The organism is Vibrio sp. 1641 (assembly GCF_033339995.1).
GTDB classification, from domain to species: Bacteria; Pseudomonadota; Gammaproteobacteria; order Enterobacterales; family Vibrionaceae; genus Vibrio; species Vibrio alginolyticus.
The window spans coordinates 366,941-391,553 of the sequence record NZ_JAWOVP010000003.1 but is presented as its reverse complement, the minus strand read 5'-3'; the positions used below and the strand labels follow the sequence as shown (position 1 = coordinate 391,553).

Genomic DNA, 24,613 nt, shown 5'->3' with positions numbered 1-24,613 from the left:
GGAGCGCCAAAAGAATAGCAATAAGGAAGTTCGAGTGAGCAAACAAAAAAAAATCCTCTTTATCGACCGTGATGGCACCTTAATTGTTGAGCCGCCGATTGATTTTCAAGTAGACCGTTTAGATAAACTAAAACTGGAGCCATTTGTTATCCCAAGCCTGTTGTCGTTGCAGGATGCAGGATACCGTCTAGTGATGGTCACGAACCAAGATGGTTTGGGTACCGACAGTTACCCACAAGAAGATTTTGATGCACCACACAACATGATGATGGAGATCTTTGAATCTCAAGGTGTGAAATTTGATGACGTGCTGATTTGTCCTCACTTTGATGAAGATAACTGTTCATGCCGTAAGCCTAAATTAGGCTTGGTAAAAGAGTATCTTCAAGGTGGCAAAGTAGATTTCCAAAACTCTGTTGTGATTGGCGATCGTCAAACCGATCTTCAACTTGCAGAAAACATGGCAATTCGTGGCATTCAATACAACCCAGAAACCATGGGTTGGAAACAGATCCTGAAAGATCTAACGGTGAAGGCTCGCGTTGCTGAAGTGGTTCGCACCACAAAAGAAACAGATATTAAAGTATTCGTTAATCTTGATGAGCAAGGTGGTAACGACATTTCTACAGGTCTTGGCTTCTTTGACCACATGCTGGATCAAATCGCGACGCACGGTGGATTCCAAATGGTGTGCAAAGTGGAAGGTGACCTGCACATTGATGATCACCACACAGTGGAAGATACCGCTCTTGCGTTAGGTCAAGCGTTGAAAGAAGCACTGGGTGACAAGCGTGGTATTGGTCGCTTTGGCTTTAGCCTTCCAATGGATGAGTGTTTGGCACAATGCGCACTAGACCTATCAGGTCGTCCTTACCTTAAGTTCGACGCGCAATTCAGCCGTGAGCAAGTGGGTGATCTTTCAACAGAGATGGTAGTTCACTTCTTCCGCTCTCTGACTGACACATTAGCATGTACGTTGCACCTGTCTTCTGCGGGCAATAATGACCACCACATCATTGAAAGCTTGTTTAAAGCGTTTGGTCGTACTTTACGTCAAGCAATCAAAGTAGAAGGCACTGAGCTACCAAGTAGTAAAGGCGTGCTTTAAGGCTCACGTTAGCAAGGAGAAAAACAGTGACAGAACAGAAAGTTGTCATTATCGATACTGGCTGTGCCAACGTTTCTTCGGTGAAGTTTGCCATCGAACGCCTAGGTTATGACGTAACTATTTCAAAAGATCCACAAGTTGTGTTGTCGGCAGATAAGTTATTCCTACCGGGCGTGGGAACCGCCAGCGAAGCGATGAAAAACCTAGAAGAGCGCGATCTTATCAGCTTGGTAAAACAGGTAGAAAAGCCTTTGCTAGGTATCTGTTTAGGCATGCAACTATTGGGCAAAGTGTCTCAAGAGAAAGGGCAGAAAGCAGATGAGTTGGTTGAGTGTCTTGGACTTTGTGATGGCGAAGTGAAGTTGCTACAAACCGGCGATTTACCGCTGCCGCATATGGGGTGGAATACAGTGTCTGCAAAAGCAGGTAACCCATTGTTCAAAGGCATTGAAGAAGGTGAGTACTTCTACTTTGTACACAGCTTTGCAATGCCTGTCGGGGAGTACACGATTGCTGAGTGTGAATACGGCAACCCGTTCACAGCAGCAGTACAAAGCGGTAACTACTACGGTGTGCAATTCCACCCTGAGCGTTCTTCAAAAGCGGGCGCGAAGCTTATTCAAAACTTCTTAGAATTATAAAAGGGATTTAGTGTGATTATTCCAGCTCTTGATTTAATTGAAGGACAGGTGGTTCGCCTTTATCAAGGTGATTACGGTCAAGTTACCGAGTACAAAGTCGACCCAGCAGAGCAGTTTAATTTGTACCACCAAGCAGGTGCTAACTGGCTACACTTAGTGGATTTAACTGGCGCGAAAGACACGACAGCACGTCAACTTGATTTGATTGCAAAGCTATTAGCAAGTACGCCAGCGAACATCCAAATCGGTGGTGGAGTGCGTACAGAGCAGGACGTGATTGATCTGTTAGAAGCCGGTGCGCAGCGCGTTGTAGTTGGCTCTACAGCGGTAAAACAGCCAGAGCTTGTGAAAGGTTGGATGGAAAAATACGGTGCAGAGAAAATCGTTCTTGCGCTAGACATCAACATCGATCAAGACGGCACGCGTAAAGTAGCGATTTCTGGTTGGCAAGAAGATTCAGGTGTGACTATCGAAGCTTTGGTCAACGATTATCTGACGGTAGGTCTACAGCATGTGCTTTGCACGGACATTTCTCGTGACGGTACGCTAGAAGGCTCAAACGTAGAGCTTTACGTTGACTTATGTAAACAGTACCCGCAAGTGCAGTTCCAATCTTCAGGTGGCATCGGTTCATTAGCGGATATCGAAGCACTAAAAGGCAGCGGTGTTGCTGGCGTGATTGTTGGTCGTGCATTGTTAGATGGTAAGTTCACAGCAGAGGAGGCATTTGCATGTTGGCAAAGCGAATAATTCCATGTCTTGATGTTCGTGATGGACAAGTGGTAAAGGGCGTTCAGTTCCGCAATCACGAGATCATTGGCGACATCGTTCCTCTGGCGCAGCGTTATGCTGAAGAAGGCGCTGACGAGCTTGTGTTCTACGATATTACCGCTTCAAGTGATGGGCGTGTCGTTGATAAAAGTTGGGTCGCTCGCGTTGCAGAAGTGATTGATATTCCGTTCTGTGTGGCTGGTGGCATTAAATCAGCAGAGGACGCGGCGCGCATTCTTGAGTTTGGTGCAGATAAGGTATCTATTAACTCTCCTGCCTTGGCGAACCCTCAGTTGATTACTGACCTTGCTGATAAGTTTGGTGTGCAATGTATCGTCGTTGGTATCGATTCATACTACGACAAAGAGACGGGCAAGTATCAGGTTTACCAGTTTACTGGTGATGAAGAACGCACCAAAGCGACCCAATGGGAAACGCGTGATTGGGTGCAAGAAGTACAAAAACGCGGCGCTGGTGAAATCGTACTGAACATGATGAACCAAGACGGTGTGCGTAACGGCTACGATATCGAACAACTGAATATGGTGCGCGAAGTATGTAATGTACCGCTGATTGCATCGGGTGGCGCGGGTGCTATGGAGCACTTTGCGGAAGCCTACCAAAAAACAAATGTGGATGGCGCGCTTGCCGCATCGGTATTCCACAAACAAGTCATCAATATTGGTGAACTAAAGCAGTATTTGAAACAACAAGGCATTGAGGTACGACTATGAGTGTGAAAGCCGCCGAAGTAAGTTCGCTAGTTGAGCGAATCAACTGGGAAAAGGTGGATGGTCTGGTACCTGCTATCGTACAAGATTTCCAATCAAGCCAAGTGCTGATGATGGGTTATATGAACCAAGATGCGTTGGCAAAAACGGGCGAAACAGGTCAAGTGACGTTTTTCTCTCGTACCAAGCAGCGTCTTTGGACGAAAGGTGAGACTTCTGGCAACGTATTGCAATTGGTGAACATGCAGCTCGATTGCGATAACGATACGCTGCTGGTGAAAGTGAATCCCATTGGTCCTACGTGTCACTTGGGTAACACAACTTGCTGGGATGTGGACCCTCAAGAGGAGTCACAAATGGTGTGGCTTCATCAACTTGAGCAGCTATTGGCTGCCCGCAAGAGTGCCGACCCAGATTCCTCTTATACTGCCAGTCTTTATGCCCGTGGCACCAAGCGTATTTCGCAAAAAGTGGGCGAAGAAGGCGTTGAAGTCGCGCTTGCGGCGACGTCGGGCGATAAGACGGAGTTAGTGTGTGAATCTGCAGATTTGATTTATCACTTAATGGTATTGCTTCAAGACCAAGGCTTATCGATGAATGACGTAGTGAACAAACTGAAAGAGCGTCATAAGTAAGCTTGCGATAAGTGAAAGCCCCTATGCTCTCGAGCCTAGGGGCTTTTTACTTTAGTGTTCTTGATTCGGGGCAAAAACCGGCAACAGTGCTGGTGGCGATTAGATTCTGAATCACGCTCGTCCCTCGCTGTTCAGAATGACGGTATATTTTCTAATGGTACTTGCAGTAGAGTTATTTACTTCAAATAGGTACATATATTCACGTCACTCCAACGAACCTAGGCGAAGTCAAGAATCCAATTAAATCGAGCTCAATAAGCTAGGAGTGGATGATCTTACCCACAACACTTCTTAAATTTCTTACCGCTTCCACAGATACACGGGTCGTTACGACCTACTTTTAGGCTACTCACTGGTTGGTTTAGGCGAGGATCTTGTTCTGGTTCTTCTTCTAGCTCTTCTTCTGGAAACGTGCCGTCAATGTAGTACCAAAGCCCATTTTCTTTTACAAAGCGGGAACGCTCTGTCATACAGTAGCGTTTGCCGTCTTCATCAAAATAAGCGCTAAACTCTACAAAGCCTTCATTGTCATTACTGCCAGCTTCTGTTTTTACAACTTCAAGTTTGCACCAATCGCTGTCGATAGATTGGGCAATGCCTTCACGTTGCTCTTCTGCATTACAGATTGGATGATAAGTGTTGACCACGTAATCGACTAGACCTAACACATGCGCACTGTAACGAGAGCGCATTAACTGCTCTGGAGTGGTGACGTCAGCATGGTTGTTGTGGGCAATTTCACAACACTGTTGGTAGGTGCGGTTAGATCCGCAAGGGCAAGAAGAAGCCATAAAATGAAATCTCGATTAATTAAGCGGTAAAAACAAACAACCTCACAATTGCGAGGCTGGAGGTGAGGCATTATAGCGATTTAGGGCGTTTGAGACAGCAGTTCTTGAGCCCACTCGGTAGATTGATTAAAAGCGTCTGCTAATTGAGGTTCGGTTAATTTAAGAACGGTGCAATATCGCTCGGCTAACTCCCAGTCCGCTTGTTCATAGGCGATCGTCATCGAAAGTAAGTGACCAAGTACGCCTTTTCGACTGGTTAATGCGAGTTTTATATCTTCGTCAACGGGGATATCTTCAATGACATCCGAGAGCGGTTGATCGAGCAAAGATCCGAGCAAAGAAAACATGCCTGTCAAAAAAGCCTGCCCAGGGTCATACCTAGTGTTCATTTGACTAAGTAGCAGTTCACACATTCGTGCACGCTGAATCGCTAAAGAGTAAAGAGAGTCAGGTTTATCTTCTTGAACGGAGGCAATTGCAACTAAGGAAATAAAGCGTCGTAGTCGCTCTTCACCCAGATAAATAAGCGCCTGTCTGAACGATTTGATCTTAGTCGTTAATGTATAGCCTGAATTAACGTAAGTAAGCAGCTTGTATGACAGCGTCACATCAATCGAAAACAGACGTTCAACCTCATTGAAGTCGATGGGCTTATCTGCAATCTCTTTACAAAGCTGGATGACGGTAAGAAACGCGGGGTTCAACCGCTTTTTCTGGATCATCTCAGGTTTGCTAAAAAAATACCCTTGAAAATAGTTAAAACCGGCTTCTAGAGCTTGCTCAAACTCTTCATAGGTCTCTACCTTTTCCGCAAGAAAGTCGATTTTAAATGGGCTCAACGCCTGAATAAAAATGGCAGCTTTCTTAATCGGCACAAGTCTAATATCAAACTTGATCATGGAAACGTATGGAAGAAAACGCTTCCAAGCTTTCGTCGGAACAAAATCATCCAGAGCAATTCTGTATCCGCACTCATGAAGGTGCTTGATGGCTTCTAACAGTTCTTCTGTCGGTTCGCAGTCTTCAAGGACTTCAATGACGAGAGATTCTTTAGGGAACAAAGTTGGGACCAAGTTCACCAAGCTTTGATGCGGAAAGTTAACAAAGCCAAGTTTGTTTCCTAATGTGTTGTAATGCGTCGATAAAAAATGATCGGATAGCAGTCGACTAGTAGCCAGCTCTGGTTCTACTTCAGGGAAGGTATTTTTAGGGCCGTCTCGAAAGAGGAGTTCGTAACCTATGGTTCGTTTTTCTCTATCCAGAATCGGTTGGCGAGCTACGTAAGAATACTTCAATTAGGTACTTCGTTCTGTTTAACTTAGTATTATGATAATAGCGATTTTTTACAAAATATCTACGACTTGAGCGTGAATCTTCTACGCGCTCTACATGCTTAACGCAAATTCTGTATGAACGGTCTCGTTTGTAGGTCAAAACTATCAGAATTTACTTTTAAAACTGAGCCTTGCGTATACCAATCCCCTAAAACAATTCGGGTCTTTTTAACGCCATCGACGTCAAAAAAATGTGTGTTCGGGCGATGTGTGTGACCATGAATCATTAAGTTGACGCAGTTCTGAGACATCACTTTCTCGACCTCATTTTGGTTGACGTCCATGATATCTAATGACTTGCTCATTTTATCATCACGAATATCGGATTGAACTTTTGAGACAATTTTCTTCTTAATGAACCAAGGAATACGGTTAAACAACCATTGTAGCCATGGCTTGTGAACGGTTTTTCTAAACTCTTGGTATTTCACATCGTCAATGCAGAGCGTATCGCCATGTAGGATTACGGCTTTTTGACCATAAAGATCAATTGTGCAGACATCGTCGAGTAATGTCATACCGGTTTCTTTGCAAAAGCGTTTGCCGAGTAAAAAATCTCGATTGCCTTGGATGAAAAAAGTTGGCACACCCGCATCCGTCAGTGCTTTAAATTCTGCACGGATTTGGTCTGCAAAAGGGGTGTTGTCATCGTCACCAATCCAGAATTCAAACAGATCGCCGAGTACATAAAGTGCATCAGCTTTTGTTGCTTCTGTTCGCATGAACGTCACAAAACATTCCGTGATATCAGGACGTGATGGGGTAAGGTGAAGATCGGAAATAAATAATGTCGTCATAGAAATAAGGGGAAGCTATGCCTCCCCATTAACTTATCCTTTAAAAATAATTCCTAAGAATTACTCTTCAATTGTTGTACCAGTGATTACTACGTCTTCTAGAGGTACGTCTTGGTGCATGCCGTAAGAACCAGTGCTAACGCCTTTGATCTTATTTACGATGTCCATGCCTTCGATTACTTCACCGAACACACAGTAACCCCAACCGTCTAGGCTTTCGCTACGGAAGTCTAGGAATGTGTTGTTGTTTACGTTGATGAAGAACTGAGAGCTTGCTGAGTGCGGCTCCATAGTACGCGCCATAGCAAGTGTACCCACTTTGTTGCTAAGACCGTTGTTTGCTTCGTTCTTGATAGGTGCACGAGTCGCTTTTTCACGTAGACCAGACTCCATACCACCACCTTGGATCATGAAGCCGTCAATTACACGGTGGAAAAGCGTGTTGTCGTAGAAACCGTCGCGGCAGTACTGAAGGAAGTTTGCGCTTGTCTCTGGCGCTTTCTCTTCGTTTAGTTGAATCTTGATGTCACCAAAATTAGTGTGAAGGGTGATCATGCTACTTTCCTTTACTGTGTTGTGTTGAGCCCGAGATTCTAGCCTAAGTTCTAGTGCTTTAAAAACTCAGGAAGAGGAAATTCTTCGTTTTGTGCTTGAAGTTTAGCCGATTATCGTTTTATCGGTTAATTGCTATTACCTAACTAGGTTGGAGTTGATATACTCATCTTCTTTTATTCATTCACAATCATAGATAGAGATCATGTTAAAGATATATAACACACTCACAAGACAGAAAGAGGAATTCAAACCAATTACAGCTGGCAAAGTCGGTATGTATGTCTGTGGAGTTACCATCTACGATCTCTGTCACATTGGTCACGGTCGTACTTTCGTCTCTTTTGACGTTGTATCACGTTACCTTCGCTACTTGGGCTATGATCTGACGTTTGTACGTAACATCACAGATATCGACGATAAGATCATCAAACGTGCCGCAGAAAATGGTGAGTCTTGCGATTCATTGACTGAGCGTTTGATTGGTGAAATGCACGCTGATTTTGATGCGCTGAACATGAAACGTCCGGACGTTGAACCTCGTGCGACACAGTTTATTGCTGAAATCATCGAATTGGTTGAGAAGCTAATCGAGCGCGGTTTTGCATACGTTGCAGATAACGGTGACGTAATGTTTGAGGTAGGTAAATTCAACGAATACGGCAAGCTTTCTAAGCAAGACCTTGATCAGCTTCAAGCTGGCGCGCGCGTTGATATCGAAACAGCAAAACGCAGCCCTCTAGACTTTGTACTTTGGAAGATGTCAAAGCCGGGTGAACCAACGTGGGAGTCACCATGGGGTCCAGGTCGTCCAGGTTGGCACATTGAGTGTTCAGCAATGAACTCTTCAATCCTAGGTAACCACTTCGACATTCACGGCGGTGGTTCTGACCTTCAGTTCCCACACCATGAAAATGAAATCGCACAATCATGCTGTGCACACGATACACAATACGTGAACACATGGATGCACAGCGGCATGGTAATGGTAGACCGTGAGAAGATGTCTAAATCTCTAGGTAACTTCTTTACTATCCGTGACGTTCTTGGTCACTACGATGCTGAAACAGTTCGTTACTTCCTAATGTCTGGTCACTACCGTAGCCAGTTAAACTACAGCGAAGATAACCTAAACCAAGCACGTGCTTCGCTTGAGCGCCTGTACACATCTCTACGTGGTTTGGATCTAAATGCTGCTCCTGCTGGTGGTGAAGAATACGTATCTCGCTTCACTGCAGCGATGAACGATGACTTCAATACACCAGAAGCTTACTCAGTACTGTTCGACATGGCGCGAGAAGTTAACCGTCTGAAAACAGAAAACCTAGAGAAAGCGAGCGAGCTAGGTGCGCTAATGCGTGAACTAGCTGACGTGATCGGTATTCTTCACCAAGATCCTGAAGCCTTCCTAAAAGGTGATGCGGGTAACGATGATGAAGTGGCTGAAATCGAAGCTCTGATCAAGCTACGTAACGACTCTCGTGCTGCGAAAGATTGGGCGAATGCAGATATGGCTCGTGACAAGCTGACCGAAATGGGCATTGTTCTGGAAGATGGTCCAGAAGGCACAACGTGGCGTCGTAAGTAATTGAATTTTCATTTTTAAAGGGCTGATAATTCAGCCCTTTTATTTTCCATTTCCATAAATTAAAACTTTAACTTTAGGTAATGCTCTGTGGCTCAGATGTATTTCTATTACTCAGCAATGAATGCGGGTAAATCAACAACGCTTCTTCAATCCTCTTTCAACTATCAAGAACGCGGCATGACGCCAGTTATTTTTACGGCTGCGCTAGATGATCGTTTTGGTGTCGGTAAAGTGAGCTCTCGTATTGGTCTTCAATCTGACGCACATTTATTTCGTCAGGATACCAATTTGTATCAAGAGATCGCAGATCTGAATGAGGTTGAAAAACGTCACTGTATTCTTGTTGATGAGTGTCAGTTCTTGTCGAAAGAACAAGTTTATCAACTTACTGAAGTCGTTGATAAGTTGCATATTCCAGTATTGTGTTACGGCCTTCGCACCGATTTTCTAGGCGAACTTTTTGAAGGCAGTAAGTATTTGTTATCTTGGGCAGACAAGCTGGTTGAGCTCAAAACAATCTGCCATTGCGGCCGCAAAGCGAATATGGTTATTCGTACCGATGAACACGGCGTGGCAATTAAAGAAGGCGATCAAGTTGCGATCGGCGGTAACGATAAGTATGTCTCCGTATGCCGCCAACATTACAAAGAAGCACTCGGTAAATAAGCCGTATTGATACAGAAAAGCCACAGAACTTGGTGGCTTTTTGTTGTCGGTTAGAAAAAGTTAGACTAAGTCAAAACCAAACCGCTCGAGTAAAACCTGGTAAGAAGATTCGACTTGCTGAGGGATGTTCTGCTCGGTTTGAAATCCTTTCTCTGGATAGCTTTTTACGCGAGAGAAATCTTCCATTAGTGCTTCTAGCACCATCATTAATGGCATGTCTTCATTAATGTATTCAAAAAATGGAAGAGCCGCAGAGCTTACTTGGAGCTGAGTGTAGGGTGACTGCCACTGTTTTTCAAATGTCGCGATTGCTCTACGCTCCATAAACGGTTTTTGTACCAGAATAAACGAGGAACACTGTTTTCCTTCCTCTTTTAATCGTTGCTCAGTAAAGCGAACATTTTCTCCACTGTTTGTGGATTCAGTTTCGAGCAAAATTGCTTCACTTGGAACGCCCGACAACTTTGCAATCTCGGCAAAGGTTTCTGCCTCGCTTTTTTCAAACAGTCCATCTGTGAAGCGACCTTCACCCCCTGAAAATACAATCAAAGGTGCCAACTTTTGGTGGTAGAGCTTGGCAGCGTGCTCCGCTACACGCACATCATTACTGCACATCACAAACAAACAGTCCGCAGGCTTCAGTTCATGTTTAAGTTGCATGTAATCCCAAAGCGTTTCTATATGTCTATAGAGTCTCATAGCGCATCCAAAGTTGAATTGAAGTGAAATCGATAACCAAGTGAGAGTAGTTTGTCAGCAAGAATACGCTTGTCAGCTTGCTCTGTGACGGGTGGAAGAGGTATCTCACTTCCGATTTTGTTTATGGCAGCTTGGTAGAACTCAGCCTTGCTGACAGTATGAGGTGTCGTAACATTAATGACTTGGTTGCTTAAATTGCCTAAGGCAAATTTCGCAGCCGAGACAGCATCATCTTGATGAAGCATATTAGCTGGTGCTTTACGACTAACTTGTTGAAGCCTTGCTGCAAAGCGAGATGGGTGTCTATCTGGCCCGATTAATCCGCTACAACGTAGAATAACAAAGCTAATATTCGAGTCGATAACATGCTGCTCTGCTTGAAGCATAATACGTGCATTGTCAGAGAAATAAGGGCTTTCGGCTGCTAAAGAGATTGACGCGTCAGCTTCTTCCATATCGGAAGCAAGGTTAGGGTAAACCGTTGTAGAGCTGATCATGAGAAGTTTTTCAACGTTGTTTTGCTTAGCTGCGTTGGCAAGTATTTGCCATTGCTGTGCATATTCTTGACCGCGTCCTTTACGAAATCCTGGAGGAAAAGCACCGATAACGTGCGTAATTTGATGCTGTTTGAGCAGCTCATCTAGCCGTGCTGTGGCGTTCAATTGATTGAAATCGAACAATGCGGAGTGAGTTAATGAGGTGGGTAACTCTTTTAATCGAGTTTGGCTACGACGAGTGACGACAACATAGTGTCCATCTTTCATCAATGTTTCTGCTAGCGGAGTTCCGAGCCAGCCTGCACCTACGATCAATGTATTTGCCATTTGGGTCTTCCTACTTACTTATGTCTGCCCGAATAGGTTGAGCAGTTCTGCTTTAGCTTGTTGATGGAGGGGATCTGAATGCCATTTCTGGTGCTGAATAAGGTCAACATTGACTTGCCAAGCCAGTTTTGTGAAATCATCCCCAACTTTTTCTAATGTATTAGGTGAATACGCGACTAAATGCTGTGGTAGAAAGCACCAACCAAACCCTTTATTCGCCAATTCCAACAAAATATAGTAGTTATCAGCGTACCAGATATCTGGGCTAAATGCTTGATTGAGGCCACATGGCTCTGCACTTTTGGATCGTATGACCAATTGACGATGTTGTTTTAATTGATCAATGTGAGTGATTTTCTGCTTTGCTAAAGGATGTGTTGAAGAAACATAGACATCAAATGCAATATTGCCAAGATTGGTGAAATCGATGTGCCTTGGCATTTGTAAATCACTCAAAATAATCCCAGTCGTGGCGCGTTCCGACTTAACCAATTCAATGATATCAGGGCTTGATGCCGTTAAGCATTCAACTTGTAAGTGTGGAAAGCGTTGCTCTAACTTCTTTAGCACATCCGGCAAGCGAGTCAGAGGAATCCCTTCATCAATAGCTAAGACTAATTTGTTCGTTGGCGTGGAAAAGAGCTGTGATGCCCTATTGTTTAGGCGGTCGAGTTGGCTGATTGTTGCTTGTGCATAAGGTACGAGCGCGAGGCCATTCTCAGTTAATTTAGGGTACCTGCCTGATCGATCGAAAAGCTCAACGCCACAGTCGATCTCCATATTCATGATGTGCTGGCTCACTACAGATTGAGCTCGCCCCAGTTTTCTAGCTGCTCCTGAAAATGATCCTGCTTCTGATGTAGCAATGAAAGCTTGCAGTTGTTCGATGGTAAACATATCGCTTAAACCGATGGTATCTAACTTTTGGTTATCTAAATAATAGATAAAATTCTAAGCATTGAGTAGAACTATTTGGACAGAGAAATATGACTCGTAACGAACGAATTTTTCATGCAGTACTTTTTGAGTTAATCGCACTCGCGATTATTGTACCAGCGGCTTCATTGATCACTGGAAAGGGTTCTAGTGATCTCGCGTTGGTTGGGGTCGGGTTGAGCATGTATACCGTGATATGGAACTACATCTACAACTTGTATTTTGATAAGTGGTTTGGTGACAATCGAGCTGAGCGAAGTTTAGCGATGCGGCTTGGACACACTATTGGTTTCGAGGGAGGATTGATCTTTATCTCTCTACCTGTGATTGCCTGGTTCTTAGAAATTACGCTTCTTCAAGCTCTAATGCTGGAAGCCGGCTTCCTCGTTTTCTTCCTATTTTATGCCACTGGTTTTAACTGGTTGTATGACAAGGTTCAACCATTTAGCAAAATGAAAAAGCGATTATTGCCACAGGCATCGACAGGAAAAATATAGGACTAAAAAACGCCACCGAGTTCGGTGGCGTTTTTTGTTCAAATTACACAGACAAAACTCTTAAAATCTTATCTGCATGTTCTGCAACTTCAATGCCTTCGTCTGTTAGATAACCACCGTCAGGCTGTGTACAAAGTTGCTTCTTATATAGACGAGCAACGGCTGCCTGCATTTCTTCTGACGCGTCTGTATGAACTTTAATACCAGTTGCAGCACTACTTAGGTCGAACTGAAGAAGTAGATTCAATTCGGCGATATGTTCAGCTGAATATTTCATAAATGATTCCTTTGCGCTTTTTTTACCAAGCTAGTCTGAAAAGTAGCGTTGGGCAACATTCAACGACAAGAAGTGTTAAGTATGGCGCTATCAGGCTGATATAACGCAGGATCTTTGTTCGAAAGGTCGAATACTTGTTAAGTATCAATGATACTTACGGTAGCGAATGATAGGCGCTATTTATTGCTTTATCTCCCAATAACAACGATTTTAGTAAACACGCCAAATAGCACTTGAAAAAATAGGGAAATAGAGCGATTATCCGCGCCTCTTTAAATGTTTCTAAATGTTACACCAGAATGAACTTTAATCAGTTTGACTCACTATTACCGCCACAAGCTGCGGAACGCGCGGCTGAAGTGGGGGTAGGCAAAGCAACGAAAGCTCCAATCAAATCTTTTCTGCTCGCCATTTCTGCGGGGCTTCATATTGGTATTGCTTTCATCTTCTATACCACAGTAACGACAGGCGCAGGCGAGCTGCCTTGGGGCATTACACGACTCATTGGTGGTCTGGCATTTAGCCTTGGTTTGATTTTGGTGGTGGTTACTGGCGGCGAGCTTTTCACTAGCTCTGTGCTGACACTAGTTGCGCGTGCGAGTGGAAAAATCTCTTGGCAAGCACTTATCAAAAACTGGTTGGTGGTTTATTTTGGCAATATGGTTGGGGCCATTTTGCTCGTGGCCTGTATGCTAGTTACCAAGCAATATATGTTTGATCATGGCCAAGTTGGTCTCAACGCGATGGCGATCTCCCAACACAAATTACATCATGGTTTCTTTGCTGCTGTTGCGCTTGGCATCATGTGTAACGTATTAGTTTGTATTGCAGTTTGGATGACGTTTAGTGGGCGAACATTGACAGATAAAATAGCGGTCATGATTTTGCCTGTGGCTATGTTCGTGTCGGCAGGTTTTGAGCACTGTATTGCGAATATGTTCCAAGTACCTATGGCGATTGGTATTAAGTACTTTGCGCCAGAAGCGTTTTGGCAAATGACAGGGGCAGATATTGCAAACTACGCGGACTTAAACATGATGGGGTTCATCGTAAACAACCTAATTCCTGTTACGATAGGAAACATTATTGGTGGTGGCGTATTTGTTGGCATGTGGTATTGGATGATTTATCTACGCGATGAAGATAACCATTTGCGATAAGTTTAGAAGATCACAAGAAAGGCGAACCAGATGGTTCGCCTTTCTTTTTACTTGTCTCTGCAAGTGTCAAATAAGTCGAGTCATGCTAAATCAACTCTTCGTTGATGCCAAAATCGGTTGGGAGCCAATGAGAAGTTACTTCCTTTGGTTCTTGAACGAGCCAATCCAGAGGTGCATCGGACAGGAGTTCATCGTAATTTTCTTTGATCATTAAGACATCCATGTACGTCTCTCCAAGTTTGTGGTCACTGCCTTTACTTTAAAATTAGAACATGTCAGTCACGTGATCAATGCATGAAGATTAGATTGATCACTTATGTTGCTATGTTTCTGGTTGCGTATGGGTTTTGGGGGCTTATCCACATTTTCTGTGGATAACCTGTATCAAAGATCGTGCGTATCTAAACTTGCAAAGAAAATTTCATAAAATTAGAGGCTTATATCAAAAAGAATTCTGCCTGACTTTTCATCTGAAAGCGTCTTGATGAGTGCTCGAAGAATAGTTGAGTTATTCAGTTATAAGTACGTTCGACTTGGCAACACAAGTTGTTTAACGGGCTTTACCCACAAGCGCCAACTAACCGTGAGTTTTGGTCGATTCGGGTTGCTCGATTTTTATCTTGATTCGGCCTTCTTTGGTTTGTACCCAGCGCAATGTCATTTCTAACGTTATGGTTACGGAGGCACTCAACATAACGAAAATAGCCAGCATAATTACTAACTGGTATTTAATCGCAACCATCGGGCTCGCGCCACCTAGAATTTGACCGGTCATCATACCCGGTAAGGTAACCAGCCCTGTAGTGGCCATAGAAGCTAAAGTCGGGGCAAGGGACTTTCTAAGAGCCTCCTGAATGAAGGGGAAGGATGCGTAGCGAGGAGAGGCTCCAAGTGAGATTGCAGCCTCATATTCTGCTTGTCTCTGCTCAAAAGCCGTAAACAAATTCTGAAGAGCGATGATATTACTACTCAAGCTGTTACCCAATAACATACCAGCAAGTGGGATCATGTACTGCGCATTGTAAATAGGGGATGGTTGCACTAAGCCTGCTGTAATTGCTATCAGAAGTGGTATTAGACCACAGGTAAGGCCCGTTAGTAGCGGAAGCATAAGTGGCTTTTTAGGTAAGTGAGCTTTTCCCGCAATTGAGCTGGCACCAATCAGTAGCATGATGGCAAGCCAAAGTATATTGACAAGTAAGCTGTTTAATTGAAAAAGATATTCTAAATACACGCCAATCAATATGAGCTGAAGTGTCATTCGGATAACACTGATTATCGTGTCTTTTGCTATTCCTAATTTGTAGCGGGCATTGATAAAAAAGGGGACCAATAAAATCAAACCAAACAGTGCCAGTTTGACCCAGCTTATATCCACCACGTTATCCATAATCGCTCCTTGAAAGTACGCGAATAATTGTATCTAAGCCTCTCCTTTATATGAACCACTACGTGCACTTTTTGCTGTTCTTAAAGTAAATCTTGAGTGCTATTTTCGACATTAATACGCAGCATTTTGTTTACAAACGGTTATCTTTTTCGGAGTTTTTAAGTCGATTTATGGCATGGTAATTACGATTTAAATGTGATCGATGTTTCTTAAATGTTGGTTATTTAACAACTCCTTAAAAGACTTATTTTGTCACATCTGTTCATGTTTTTTAATAAATAACATCAATCCATCATATCTCTGGATGAGCTCAAAAAAGTGTTGAATTACAAGGTCTGAGGTCGCTTATTTGATTGAACCCTACTATTAGTATGGTCTAACATTTTCCATTAGAGATTGTAAAAAACTTAAGCTTGGTTACGCGGGCTTTTCAATAACACTAGATACAAAATAGGCAAATGTATGAGTGATGTTAATAAAATTGAGAGTGGTGAAAAACGCTCCCTGGAGTGGAAGTCGTTCCTCTTCATTGCAGTTGTTCTCTTCCCAATTCTGAGTGTGGCCTTTGTTGGCGGCTACGGGTTCATCGTTTGGATGTTGCAAGTCTTCTTCTTTGGGCCTCCAGGCGCACACGGCATGTAAGCCAGTGCGCTCATAACCACACTTTTGAAAAGATTTTAAGAGAGCAAATAATGAAATCATTAATCATTAAACTGTGGCGTACCATGACGCGCCCAGCTGTACATATCAGCCTAGGTGTGCTGACTATGGGCGGCTTTATTGCTGGTGTTATCTTTTGGGGTGGCTTTAACACCGCTCTAGAAGCAACCAACACAGAAGAATTCTGTATTAGTTGTCACACAATGCGTGACAACGTATACGTTGAGCTACAAGAAACGGTGCACTGGAAAAACCACTCTGGTGTTCGTGCTACCTGTCCTGATTGTCACGTTCCACATAACTGGACAGATAAGATCGCTCGTAAGATGCAAGCTTCTAAAGAAGTATTTGCACAAGTATTTGGCAACTACGACGAACCGGGTGTGTTCGAAGAGCGTCGTATCGAACTTGCTAAACACGAATGGGATCGTTTCTCGGCAAACAAATCTCTGGAGTGTAAAAACTGTCACAACTACGAATCGATGGATTTCGAGCAAATGTCTCCAACCGCTCGTATCCAAATGAAGCAAGCCGCTGAGAAAGATCAAAGCTGTGTTGACTGTCACAAGGGTATTGCGCACAACCTACCAGCAGGCATGGACAGCATTGGCGGTATCGTGGGTGATCTAGAGGGTATGACTTCTAACACGGATTACGGCGTTGGTCAGCAACTCGTGAGCGTTCGTCACCTACCAATTTACTTTGATGCGCAAGGCAGTAAAGAAGCTGGTCTTCTTAATCCTGCATCGACCGTTAAAGTTCTTGAAGACAAAGGCGAGTTTGTTGAGATCGAAATTGACGGTTGGCGCAAAGCAAAAGGTTTTGGTCGTGTAATTCAAGAAGACTTCGGTAAGAACATTGCGACTGCGTCTCTGATGAAAGAAGCAGCAACAGACAGCAACATTGTGACGACTGGTGAGAAAAAAGTGGATGAGCTAACAGGCCTTCCTTGGGAAAAAGTAGCGGCGAAAGTATGGATTAAGAAAGAGTCTATGCTGAACGACATCAATCCTGTTTGGGAAAAATCTCGTGAAGCCTACAAGACCAATTGTTCTGTATGTCACACTCAACCTGCGGAAGCGCACTTCGACGCGAACACCTGGCCAGGTATGTTCGACGGTATGTTGGCGTTCGTTAACCTAGATACAGACAGTGAAGCACTGATCTTGAAGTATCTACAGAAACACTCTTCAGATTATGCTGAAGGTCACCACTAATAAGCGTCGGATTGGAGTAATTTTAAATGGCTATTACACGAAGAAGTTTTCTTAAAGGTGTAGCAACCACAAGTGCAGCGTCAGTAATTGGTCCTAGCTTATTGGCGTCCGCCTCTGCAAATGCCGTTGAGACGACAGGTACTTGGAAAGTAACCGGTTCTCACTGGGGCGCGTTCCGCGCCCACATCTACGCGGGTAAAGTTCAAGAGATCAAGCCGCTAGAGCTAGACAAAAACCCAACAGAAATGTTGAACGGCATTAAGGGTATTATCTACAGCCCTTCACGTGTTCGTTACCCAATGGTTCGTCTAGATTGGTTGAAGAAACATAAATACAGCGCAGATACTCGCGGTAACAACCGTTTCATCCGAGTAACTTGGGATGAAGCGCTAGATTTGTTCTACCGCGAACTAGAACGTATTCAAAAAGACTACGGCCCATGGGCGCTACACGCAGGTCAAACGGGTTGGAACCAAACAGGTTCATTCAACAACTGTACCGCGCACATGCAACGTGCAGTGGGTATGCACGGCAACTTCATCACGAAAGTAGGTGACTACTCGACGGGTGCAGGCCAAACCATTATGCCGTACGTGCTAGGTTCAACCGAAGTTTACGCACAAGGTACGTCTTGGTCTGAGATCCTAGAAAACTCTGACAACATCGTTCTTTGGGCTAACGACCCAGTGAAAAACCTTCAAGTAGGTTGGAACTGTGAAACGCATGAGTCGTTTAAGTACCTTGCACAACTAAAAGAAAAAGTGGCGAAAGGTGAGATCAACGTTCTATCTGTAGACCCAGTTAAGAACAAAACTCAGCGCTACTTAGAGAACGATCACTTGTACATCAACCCGCTGACAGACGTAGCGTTCATGCTCGCTGTGGCACACGTGTTGTACAACGAAAACCTGTACGATAAGAAGTTCATTGATACTTACTGTCTCGGCTTTGAAGAGTTCATTCAATACGTTCAAGGTAAGACAAAAGACAAAGTAGAGAAGACGCCTGAATGGGCAGCAGCGATTTGTGGCGTGAAAGCGGACAAGATCCGTGAATTCGCACGCATGCTAGTCAGCGGTCGTACACAGATCCTGATGGGTTGGTGTATCCAGCGTCAAGAGCACGGTGAGCAGCCATACTGGGCAGCGGCTGTGGTTGCTGCAATGGTTGGTCAAATCGGTCTACCTGGCGGTGGTATCTCTTACGGTCACCACTACTCAAGTATCGGTGTGCCTTCTACTGGTTTCGCGGGCCCTGGTGGTTTCCCTCGTAACCTTGACCAAGGTATGAAACCGAAGTGGGATAACAACGACTTTAACGGCTACAGTCGTACTATCCCAGTTGCACGTTGGATCGACTGTCTGCTAGAACCTGGCAAAGAGATCAACTACAACGGCGGTAAAGTGAAACTGCCAGACTTCAAGATGATGGTTATCTCGGGTTGTAACCCATGGCACCACCATCAAGATCGTAACCGCATGAAGAAAGCGTTCCGCAAACTTCAAACGGTTGTAACGATCGAGTTTGCTTGGACTGCGACATGTCGTTTCTCAGATATCGTTCTACCGGCGTGTACGCAATGGGAACGTAACGACATCGACGTATACGGTTCATACTCGAACAAAGGTCTGATTGCAATGCATCGCCTCGTTGATCCATTGTTCCAATCTAAGCCTGACTTCCAAATCATGAGTGAACTCACTCAGCGTTTTGGTCGCCGCGAAGAATACACTCGTGGTATGAGCGAGATGGAATGGATCGAAAGCCTTTACAACGATTGTAAAAAAGCGAACGAAGGTAAGTTCGAAATGCCAGAATTCAACGAGTTCTGGGAGAAGAGCGTACTAGACTTCGGTGAAGGTAAACCTTGGGTTCGTCATGCGGACTTCCGTAAAGACCCTGAACTTAACCCACTAGGTACACCGTCTGGCTTCATCGAGATTACATCACGCAAGATCGGCCGTTACGGTTACGAACACTGTCAAGAGCACCCAATGTGGTTCGAAAAATCAGAGCGTTCACACGGTGGTCCTGGTTCAGATAAATACCCATTCTGGTTGCAGTCTTGCCACCCTGATAAGCGTCTGCACTCTCAGATGTGTGAGTCTGAAGAGTTCCGCGCGACTTACGCGGTACAAGGTCGTGAGCCGGTTTACATCAACCCAGCGGATGCCAAAGCAAAAGGCATCAAAGATGGTGATTTGGTACGTGTATTCAACGGTCGTGGTCAGCTGTTAGCTGGTGCTGTTTTGACTGACAGCTACCCACGTGGCGTTGTTCGTATCGAAGAAGGTGCATGGTACGGTCCTCTAAACGAGAAAGAGGGCGCAATCTGTACCTACGGTGATCCTAACACGCTGACGCAAGACATCGGTTCTTCTGAGCTTGCACAGGCGACTTCTGCGAACACATGTATCGTAGACTTCGAGAAGTTCACAGGTAAAGTGCCACCAGTCACTTCATTTGGTGGTCCGATCGAAGTTGCTTAATTAGTGCAGTTTGCATAAGTCGAAATACCAGCCTCAGGGCTGGTATTTTTTTATCAAAATTTCAGTGAGCGTTGTCTCAATAGTAACTTCATAACGTTAAACGAGACTGGTATTCGTGATGATGGTAACGAATTGGGTGAGACAAGCAGGAGATAATGCGCCAAGCTAAACAATAATAATTAAGTGAGTAGACTCTTTATGGCTCAGAGCATTCAATTGGCAAATCACACTGAGATCACTGTGAATAACAATGACTTCCAAGTTGAAGTCGAGGGTAATCAATTACATTTTTCTTTTGCTGGTCTCCACAATAAAACCTTTACCGACCGTGAAGTGTTGCTCGAAATGCCGTTTTTGTACGAGCACGAGGCCAACGTAATTGGGGATGGTTTTCAAATGTTGGCGCAAACGGCGGGAACGATCAATCACCCCGTTGATATTGGTCGCTGCCCAGACAATAATCCTTCTTATCGAATCTACCCTAAAGATGCCCCTAAGCGTTATTACAACTATTTAGTGGTGGAAGGTTCAGCGGGCTACACATTATTTGGCTTCACATCATGTCATCGCTTTGCTGGCTATTTTGATGTTGTACTGCGTGATGGGCATTGGGTTTTATCAGCCGCAATTGATGGTGAGTTGACTCAAGTGGCGGATTGGGAAAGTAATCAACTTGAATCCGTGGCGGTACTCTGTGGTCAATCGCTGTCCGAGCTTTATCAAACCTATGGCGAGATGATTGCAAAGCATCATCCTGTTCGCCAAGGTGTGACACAAGATGCGCCTGTCGGTTGGTGTTCGTGGTATGCCTACTACGCAGACGTGAAAGAGCAAAACATCATGCAGAACGTAGATTGCATGCAAGATAAGCTCGAAGACCTAGAGTGGGTACTTCTGGATGATGGCTATCAAGCCTTTATGGGCGATTGGTTAACCCCATCAGATAAGTTTTCTGGTGGCGTAAAAGAGCTCATTCATAACATCCGTGCAAAAGGCAAAAAGCCGGCGATTTGGATGGCGCCCTTTATTGCTCAACCTGAGTCGGAGATCTTCAAACAGCATCCAGATTGGTTTGTTCGCCACAAGGATGGTGGCTTACTTAAAGCAGAAGATGCCACATACGGTGGTTGGCGATGCACGCCTTGGTACATTCTCGATACTTCAAACCCTGAAGTGCAAGATCACCTAACTCATGTGGTCTCTGTTATGCGTCAAGAGTGGGGCGTTGAGCTATTCAAATTAGACGCAAACTACTGGGGCACGTTAAAAGGTAAACGAAGCCAATCGGGTGTCACCGGTGTAGAAGCCTACCGCATGGGTATGGAAGCGATCGCTAAAGGGGCAGGGGATGCATGGCTGTTAGGCTGTAATGCGCCAATGTGGCCATCTCTGGGACTTGTGGATGCAATGCGTGTTTCTGACGATGTAGAGCGTCATAGTCATCGATTCGAGCAGATAGCCAGAGAAACCTTTTACCGTAGTTGGCAGCACCGAAAACTGTGGCAAATTGACCCGGATTGCGCGACATTCACTTCACTAGCTAACCAAGCCGCATCCAGAGAAGAGTATGAATTTCATCGCACGGTGTTATTAGCGAGTGGTGGTTTGCTGCTGTCTGGTGACCCGCTCCCTGAGATTACGCCGTTTGCTAAGAAGACACTGTCTAAGCTCATGTTACGTCAACAACGTAACCAACAATCTGCAAAGTTTACCGCTTTGAGTTTAAATCACGCGTTTTTAAAACTAACGACGAAGAATGACCTCCATTGTTTGTTTAATTATGCGAGTTACGGAGCGATGGAATTTACGCTGACGTCTGATCAACCGGTGGACTGGTATGATTACTGGACAGGGGAAAAGCTAAACCAAGAACCTTGCCAGTTGTTAATGGTGAGCGTGGATAAAGGGCTCAATGCGAAAGCGATCGTTACAGCATAACGTGAAGTAAATCGCCTAATACCAAGATCAAGAAAGGAGCCTATTGCGGCTCCTTTCTCGTTTGATGCTCTGAGCGTTAGAACTCAAATAAAAAGTAATACCCGTATCCAACAATAAACGCAGGAATGGACGAGTAAATAGTCGCGACCAAAGCAGCTTTCGGTGCCATTGCAATAGCGGGGAATAGGGCGTCACCATCGTTAGAAATCGCATTGGCCAGTTGCGCAGAAAGTGGCGCTGCACCAGAAATGTATAGGCTAGTGACTAAAATTTGCGGTCCACAACCAGGCAACATACCAATGGCTAGGCCAGCTAATGGCATCCAAATTCCCCAATGAGAAAAGGTTTCTACAAGGTCGAGTCCAGAAAAATAGGTCGTCAGTTCAAACGCCAGAAACGCCACGATCACCCAAGCACTGACGAAATTCGTATCTTGTGCTGCTTTTTGAATCGGGTGTGAGTCCACGATTTTTTCATCTTCAGAGACCGTTGACTGATAATCGCCGAGCTCTTTTGTCATAGCCCACAACGACATTGTGATCACCGCGAAGATAGCGCCCAGCCATTCAATGGTATTGGCCTGCAAAGACAACAGCTGATTAATATCGATTTGGAAAGACATTAACACAGCAACGACACTAGCAGGCACAATAAGCCATTTCCAAAATGCGCCTTGTAGATTGATTGCACGTTGTTCAAGGGGTGTGTGTCGGTCTGTCTGGTGTTGGCAACAAGCATGTGTCTGAGGTGCTTCTTTTGGTTCTGGTCGCAGAAAGTTATCAGCATGAAAAGCATTAACGACTAACCCTGAAAGAGTACCCACGATAATGCCTAATCCAACCACGCCTAATCCAACACTTGGTTTGGCGGCCAGAAGTAAAAAGGCAGCGTCACCCATTGTTGAAGTAAGTACCGCGACAATCGCACCAAATCCTACTCGGCCACTAATAAATTGCGTTGTCACAACAATAGCGCCACCACAGCCAGGCAAAGCACCCAACAAAGAAGCAAAGAAAACCTGATGATTACGCGAGCGATGATATAGCTCGGTAATTCGATTGGTTTTCGACATAAAGTTTGAAAGATAATGATAAATAGCCAATGTGGCAGCAACATAGCATGACACCGCCCAGAATGAGTCGGATAGCGTCTGTACGGCTACGTCACGTGTATTTTCATTGCCTAGCAAAATGAGCATGACGATAGGGATCAGCAATCGCTTATAAGCTAAACGAAACTGAGTAGGCTGAAACAACTGTTGTGCAGAGTGTAATAATTGGGTCGCGTTCATCGTTTACTCAAATGCAAATAGGAATAATTATCATTATATGTAAATGAGATTTATTCGCAATAGCATTGTGAACTTTTCTTCGTGTCAAACTCTCTGAAATCAGGTAAAGTATCGGCCTTTGTGAGCAAACACGCCCTAATTAACTGTATTAGGCGGCGTATAAAATTGACTTGAATAGGAAGAAACATGATTCTAGTTGTAGGTCATAAGAACCCAGACAGTGACAGTATTTGTAGTGCACTCGTTGCAACTGAACTTCTAAAAGCGCGTGGCGTTGAAGCTATGCCAATTCGCCAAGGCGAAATCAACCGTGAAACTCAGCACATCCTAGAAGTTGCTGGCGCTGAAGTTCCTGAGCTTCGCACATCAGTTGCGGGTGAGACCGTTTGGCTAGTAGATTACTCAGATCTAGCACAAGCACCAGACGATATCGCAGAAGCTGAAATTGCGGGTATTGTTGACCACCACCGTCTAGGTGACGTGATGACAGTAAACCCAATGGAAGCATGGATCTGGCCTGTTGGTTGTACCAACACTGTTCTATTCAACATGTTCAAGATTGAAGGTCACGCGATTACTCCACAAATTGCTAAGCTAATGATGTCAGCAATTCTATCTGACACAGTAGGTTTTGCTTCTCCAACTTGTACACAAAAAGACAAAGATGCCGTTGCTGAACTAGCGGCAATCGCAGACGTACAAGATGTTGACGCGTTCACTAAAGATCTTCTAATTGCTAAAACAAACATCGAAGGTCTATCAGCGGCTGAGCTTGTTGAGAAAGACCTTAAAGGTTACCCATTCAACGGTCGTGACGTAGTGGTTGGTCAAGTTGAACTTGCAACTCTTGAGCAAGTTGACGGTATGATCGAAGCACTAGAAGCAGACCTAGAATCTCGTTGTGAGAAAGATAACCTAGCGTTCGCTGCTGTAATGCTAACAGACATCACGACTGCTCAAACTCGTCTTCTATACAAAGGTGAGTGGGCTGAGAAGCTTGTTAAGCACGAAAAAGACGGCATGCTAATGATGGAAAACACGCTAAGCCGTAAGAAGCAAGGTTGGCCTTGGCTTCAAACTGAGCTAGCTTAATTTTCTAGCATATACTTTAAATGCCCGCCTAGCTGCGGGCATTTTTCTATGGGAAATAGGAGACGAATATGTCTGAGCAACTGACCCAAGAGCAGATGGATACCATTAATCGCTACAACGAAGAGCAACGTTTAAAGTACTGCGTAAAAGAGATTGTGGCGAATCGTAAGGTTTGGATTCTGAAAGACGAACATGGCTGTGTCATGTTAAATACAGAAGATGATGATTGTGTACCAGTATGGCCAAACGAAGAGTTCGCTTTGCAATGGGCGAATGGTGATTGGGAAGATTGCGAGCCTGAGGCGATCTCTTTAAACAAGTGGCACAGCCGTTGGACCTCTGGTCTAGAGGATGACGAGCTATCGATTGTTGTATTCCCAAATCAAAATGAAGAAGGGGTCGTATTGTTTCCTGACGAGTTTGATTTTGAACTGCGCAAACAAGCGAGCCGCCGTTAGTTTTTTGATTAGTACCCATGCAATAAAGAAGCCTGCGTTAAAGCAGGCTTCTTTACATTTGCACGATTACA

26 protein-coding genes are annotated in these 24,613 nt (G+C 44.5%); 15 read left to right on the top strand and 11 right to left on the bottom strand.

Annotated features, from left to right (window positions below):
• The first annotated feature begins 34 nt into the window (after positions 1-34).
• Genes hisB through hisIE form a run of 5 tightly spaced genes read left to right on the top strand, consistent with a single transcriptional unit; the run spans position 35 to position 3,886 of the window.
• The gene (gene hisB / locus R7Z47_RS09605) at positions 35-1,108 is read left to right on the top strand and encodes a bifunctional histidinol-phosphatase/imidazoleglycerol-phosphate dehydratase HisB (protein WP_213965342.1); all 1,074 of its coding nucleotides are present in this window, start codon (positions 35-37) and stop codon (positions 1,106-1,108) included.
• 26 nt (positions 1,109-1,134) lie between these two features.
• Positions 1,135-1,749 (top strand): imidazole glycerol phosphate synthase subunit HisH, encoded by a 615-nt coding sequence (gene hisH, locus R7Z47_RS09600; protein ID WP_176301217.1) that lies wholly within the window; start codon positions 1,135-1,137, stop codon positions 1,747-1,749.
• A gap of 12 nt (positions 1,750-1,761) precedes the next feature.
• Positions 1,762-2,499: a 1-(5-phosphoribosyl)-5-[(5-phosphoribosylamino)methylideneamino]imidazole-4-carboxamide isomerase gene (gene hisA / locus R7Z47_RS09595; protein ID WP_009698177.1), complete on the top strand. Its 738-nt coding sequence runs from the start codon at positions 1,762-1,764 to the stop codon at positions 2,497-2,499.
• Positions 2,481-3,254 (top strand): imidazole glycerol phosphate synthase subunit HisF, encoded by a 774-nt coding sequence (gene hisF, locus R7Z47_RS09590; protein ID WP_171352286.1) that lies wholly within the window; start codon positions 2,481-2,483, stop codon positions 3,252-3,254. Before hisA ends, hisF begins: the two co-directional genes overlap by 19 nt.
• Positions 3,251-3,886 carry a bifunctional phosphoribosyl-AMP cyclohydrolase/phosphoribosyl-ATP diphosphatase HisIE gene (gene hisIE / locus R7Z47_RS09585; protein WP_262606596.1) on the top strand — a complete coding sequence of 212 codons (636 nt, stop codon included), beginning with the start codon at positions 3,251-3,253 and terminating at the stop codon, positions 3,884-3,886. Before hisF ends, hisIE begins: the two co-directional genes overlap by 4 nt.
• A gap of 275 nt (positions 3,887-4,161) precedes the next feature.
• Here the strand turns inward: hisIE and R7Z47_RS09580 are convergent, their stop codons facing one another.
• The 4 genes from R7Z47_RS09580 to R7Z47_RS09565 all read right to left on the bottom strand — a co-directional run bounded on the left by R7Z47_RS09580 (position 4,162) and on the right by R7Z47_RS09565 (position 7,363).
• On the bottom strand, positions 4,162-4,677 hold the full coding sequence (locus R7Z47_RS09580) for a YchJ family protein (RefSeq protein ID WP_042522052.1): 516 nt from the start codon (positions 4,675-4,677) through the stop codon (positions 4,162-4,164).
• A gap of 80 nt (positions 4,678-4,757) precedes the next feature.
• Entirely contained in the window at positions 4,758-5,972 is a 1,215-nt protein-coding gene (locus tag R7Z47_RS09575) for an EAL and HDOD domain-containing protein (RefSeq protein ID WP_053349504.1), read from the bottom strand.
• 98 nt (positions 5,973-6,070) lie between these two features.
• Positions 6,071-6,808, bottom strand: coding sequence for a UDP-2,3-diacylglucosamine diphosphatase (lpxH, locus tag R7Z47_RS09570; RefSeq protein ID WP_005389817.1), 738 nt, complete (start codon positions 6,806-6,808; stop codon positions 6,071-6,073).
• A 60-nt stretch (positions 6,809-6,868) separates the two neighbouring features.
• Positions 6,869-7,363 (bottom strand): peptidylprolyl isomerase, encoded by a 495-nt coding sequence (locus R7Z47_RS09565; protein WP_005378156.1) that lies wholly within the window; start codon positions 7,361-7,363, stop codon positions 6,869-6,871.
• A 202-nt stretch (positions 7,364-7,565) separates the two neighbouring features.
• On the opposite strand from R7Z47_RS09565, the gene cysS reads away from it, so the two are divergent.
• Entirely contained in the window at positions 7,566-8,948 is a 1,383-nt protein-coding gene (cysS, locus tag R7Z47_RS09560) for a cysteine--tRNA ligase (protein ID WP_005378155.1), read from the top strand.
• Between the two features lie 87 nt (positions 8,949-9,035).
• Positions 9,036-9,614 (top strand): thymidine kinase, encoded by a 579-nt coding sequence (locus R7Z47_RS09555; RefSeq protein ID WP_042522050.1) that lies wholly within the window; start codon positions 9,036-9,038, stop codon positions 9,612-9,614.
• Positions 9,615-9,674: 60 nt separating this feature from the next.
• Here R7Z47_RS09555 and R7Z47_RS09550 read toward each other — a convergent pair whose 3' ends face one another.
• Genes R7Z47_RS09550 through R7Z47_RS09540 form a run of 3 tightly spaced genes read right to left on the bottom strand, consistent with a single transcriptional unit; the run spans position 9,675 to position 12,034 of the window.
• Entirely contained in the window at positions 9,675-10,313 is a 639-nt protein-coding gene (locus R7Z47_RS09550) for a YdcF family protein (RefSeq protein WP_137281858.1), read from the bottom strand.
• A complete protein-coding gene (locus tag R7Z47_RS09545; protein WP_017634682.1) occupies positions 10,310-11,137 on the bottom strand; it encodes an NAD-dependent epimerase/dehydratase family protein in 828 nt (275 codons plus the stop codon). The genes R7Z47_RS09550 and R7Z47_RS09545 overlap by 4 nt, the downstream gene beginning before the upstream one ends.
• Positions 11,138-11,155: 18 nt before the next feature.
• Entirely contained in the window at positions 11,156-12,034 is an 879-nt protein-coding gene (locus R7Z47_RS09540; protein WP_137281859.1) for a LysR family transcriptional regulator, read from the bottom strand.
• 89 nt (positions 12,035-12,123) lie between these two features.
• On the opposite strand from R7Z47_RS09540, the gene R7Z47_RS09535 reads away from it, so the two are divergent.
• Entirely contained in the window at positions 12,124-12,570 is a 447-nt protein-coding gene (locus R7Z47_RS09535; RefSeq protein WP_042522041.1) for a PACE efflux transporter, read from the top strand.
• Between the two features lie 43 nt (positions 12,571-12,613).
• On the opposite strand, the gene R7Z47_RS09530 is transcribed toward R7Z47_RS09535, so the two are convergent.
• Entirely contained in the window at positions 12,614-12,847 is a 234-nt protein-coding gene (locus R7Z47_RS09530) for a TIGR02647 family protein (protein ID WP_005387662.1), read from the bottom strand.
• A 299-nt stretch (positions 12,848-13,146) separates the two neighbouring features.
• On the opposite strand from R7Z47_RS09530, the gene focA reads away from it, so the two are divergent.
• Entirely contained in the window at positions 13,147-14,007 is an 861-nt protein-coding gene (focA, locus tag R7Z47_RS09525) for a formate transporter FocA (RefSeq protein WP_005378146.1), read from the top strand.
• A gap of 85 nt (positions 14,008-14,092) precedes the next feature.
• Here the strand turns inward: focA and R7Z47_RS09520 are convergent, their stop codons facing one another.
• The gene (locus R7Z47_RS09520; protein WP_254903806.1) at positions 14,093-14,218 is read right to left on the bottom strand and encodes a hypothetical protein; all 126 of its coding nucleotides are present in this window, start codon (positions 14,216-14,218) and stop codon (positions 14,093-14,095) included.
• A gap of 366 nt (positions 14,219-14,584) precedes the next feature.
• The gene (locus tag R7Z47_RS09515) at positions 14,585-15,397 is read right to left on the bottom strand and encodes an ABC transporter permease (RefSeq protein WP_017634681.1); all 813 of its coding nucleotides are present in this window, start codon (positions 15,395-15,397) and stop codon (positions 14,585-14,587) included.
• A gap of 462 nt (positions 15,398-15,859) precedes the next feature.
• Between R7Z47_RS09515 and torE the strand changes: the two genes are divergently transcribed.
• The 4 genes from torE to R7Z47_RS09495 all read left to right on the top strand — a co-directional run bounded on the left by torE (position 15,860) and on the right by R7Z47_RS09495 (position 21,701).
• Positions 15,860-16,039 carry a trimethylamine N-oxide reductase system protein TorE gene (gene torE / locus R7Z47_RS09510; protein ID WP_005378141.1) on the top strand — a complete coding sequence of 60 codons (180 nt, stop codon included), beginning with the start codon at positions 15,860-15,862 and terminating at the stop codon, positions 16,037-16,039.
• Positions 16,040-16,089: 50 nt separating this feature from the next.
• Positions 16,090-17,274, top strand: a complete 1,185-nt coding sequence (gene torC, locus R7Z47_RS09505) for a pentaheme c-type cytochrome TorC (RefSeq protein WP_005378139.1) — start codon at positions 16,090-16,092, stop codon at positions 17,272-17,274.
• A 26-nt stretch (positions 17,275-17,300) separates the two neighbouring features.
• Entirely contained in the window at positions 17,301-19,763 is a 2,463-nt protein-coding gene (gene torA, locus R7Z47_RS09500) for a trimethylamine-N-oxide reductase TorA (protein WP_062730706.1), read from the top strand.
• Between the two features lie 198 nt (positions 19,764-19,961).
• On the top strand, positions 19,962-21,701 hold the full coding sequence (locus R7Z47_RS09495; protein WP_262606595.1) for a glycoside hydrolase family 36 protein: 1,740 nt from the start codon (positions 19,962-19,964) through the stop codon (positions 21,699-21,701).
• A gap of 76 nt (positions 21,702-21,777) precedes the next feature.
• On the opposite strand, the gene R7Z47_RS09490 is transcribed toward R7Z47_RS09495, so the two are convergent.
• Positions 21,778-22,992 (bottom strand): putative manganese transporter, encoded by a 1,215-nt coding sequence (locus R7Z47_RS09490; RefSeq protein ID WP_017820871.1) that lies wholly within the window; start codon positions 22,990-22,992, stop codon positions 21,778-21,780.
• A 186-nt stretch (positions 22,993-23,178) separates the two neighbouring features.
• On the opposite strand from R7Z47_RS09490, the gene R7Z47_RS09485 reads away from it, so the two are divergent.
• Positions 23,179-24,084: a manganese-dependent inorganic pyrophosphatase gene (locus tag R7Z47_RS09485; RefSeq protein WP_017634678.1), complete on the top strand. Its 906-nt coding sequence runs from the start codon at positions 23,179-23,181 to the stop codon at positions 24,082-24,084.
• Positions 24,085-24,152: 68 nt separating this feature from the next.
• Positions 24,153-24,542 carry a DUF2750 domain-containing protein gene (locus tag R7Z47_RS09480; protein WP_005378129.1) on the top strand — a complete coding sequence of 130 codons (390 nt, stop codon included), beginning with the start codon at positions 24,153-24,155 and terminating at the stop codon, positions 24,540-24,542.
• The last annotated feature ends 71 nt before the right edge of the window (positions 24,543-24,613 follow it).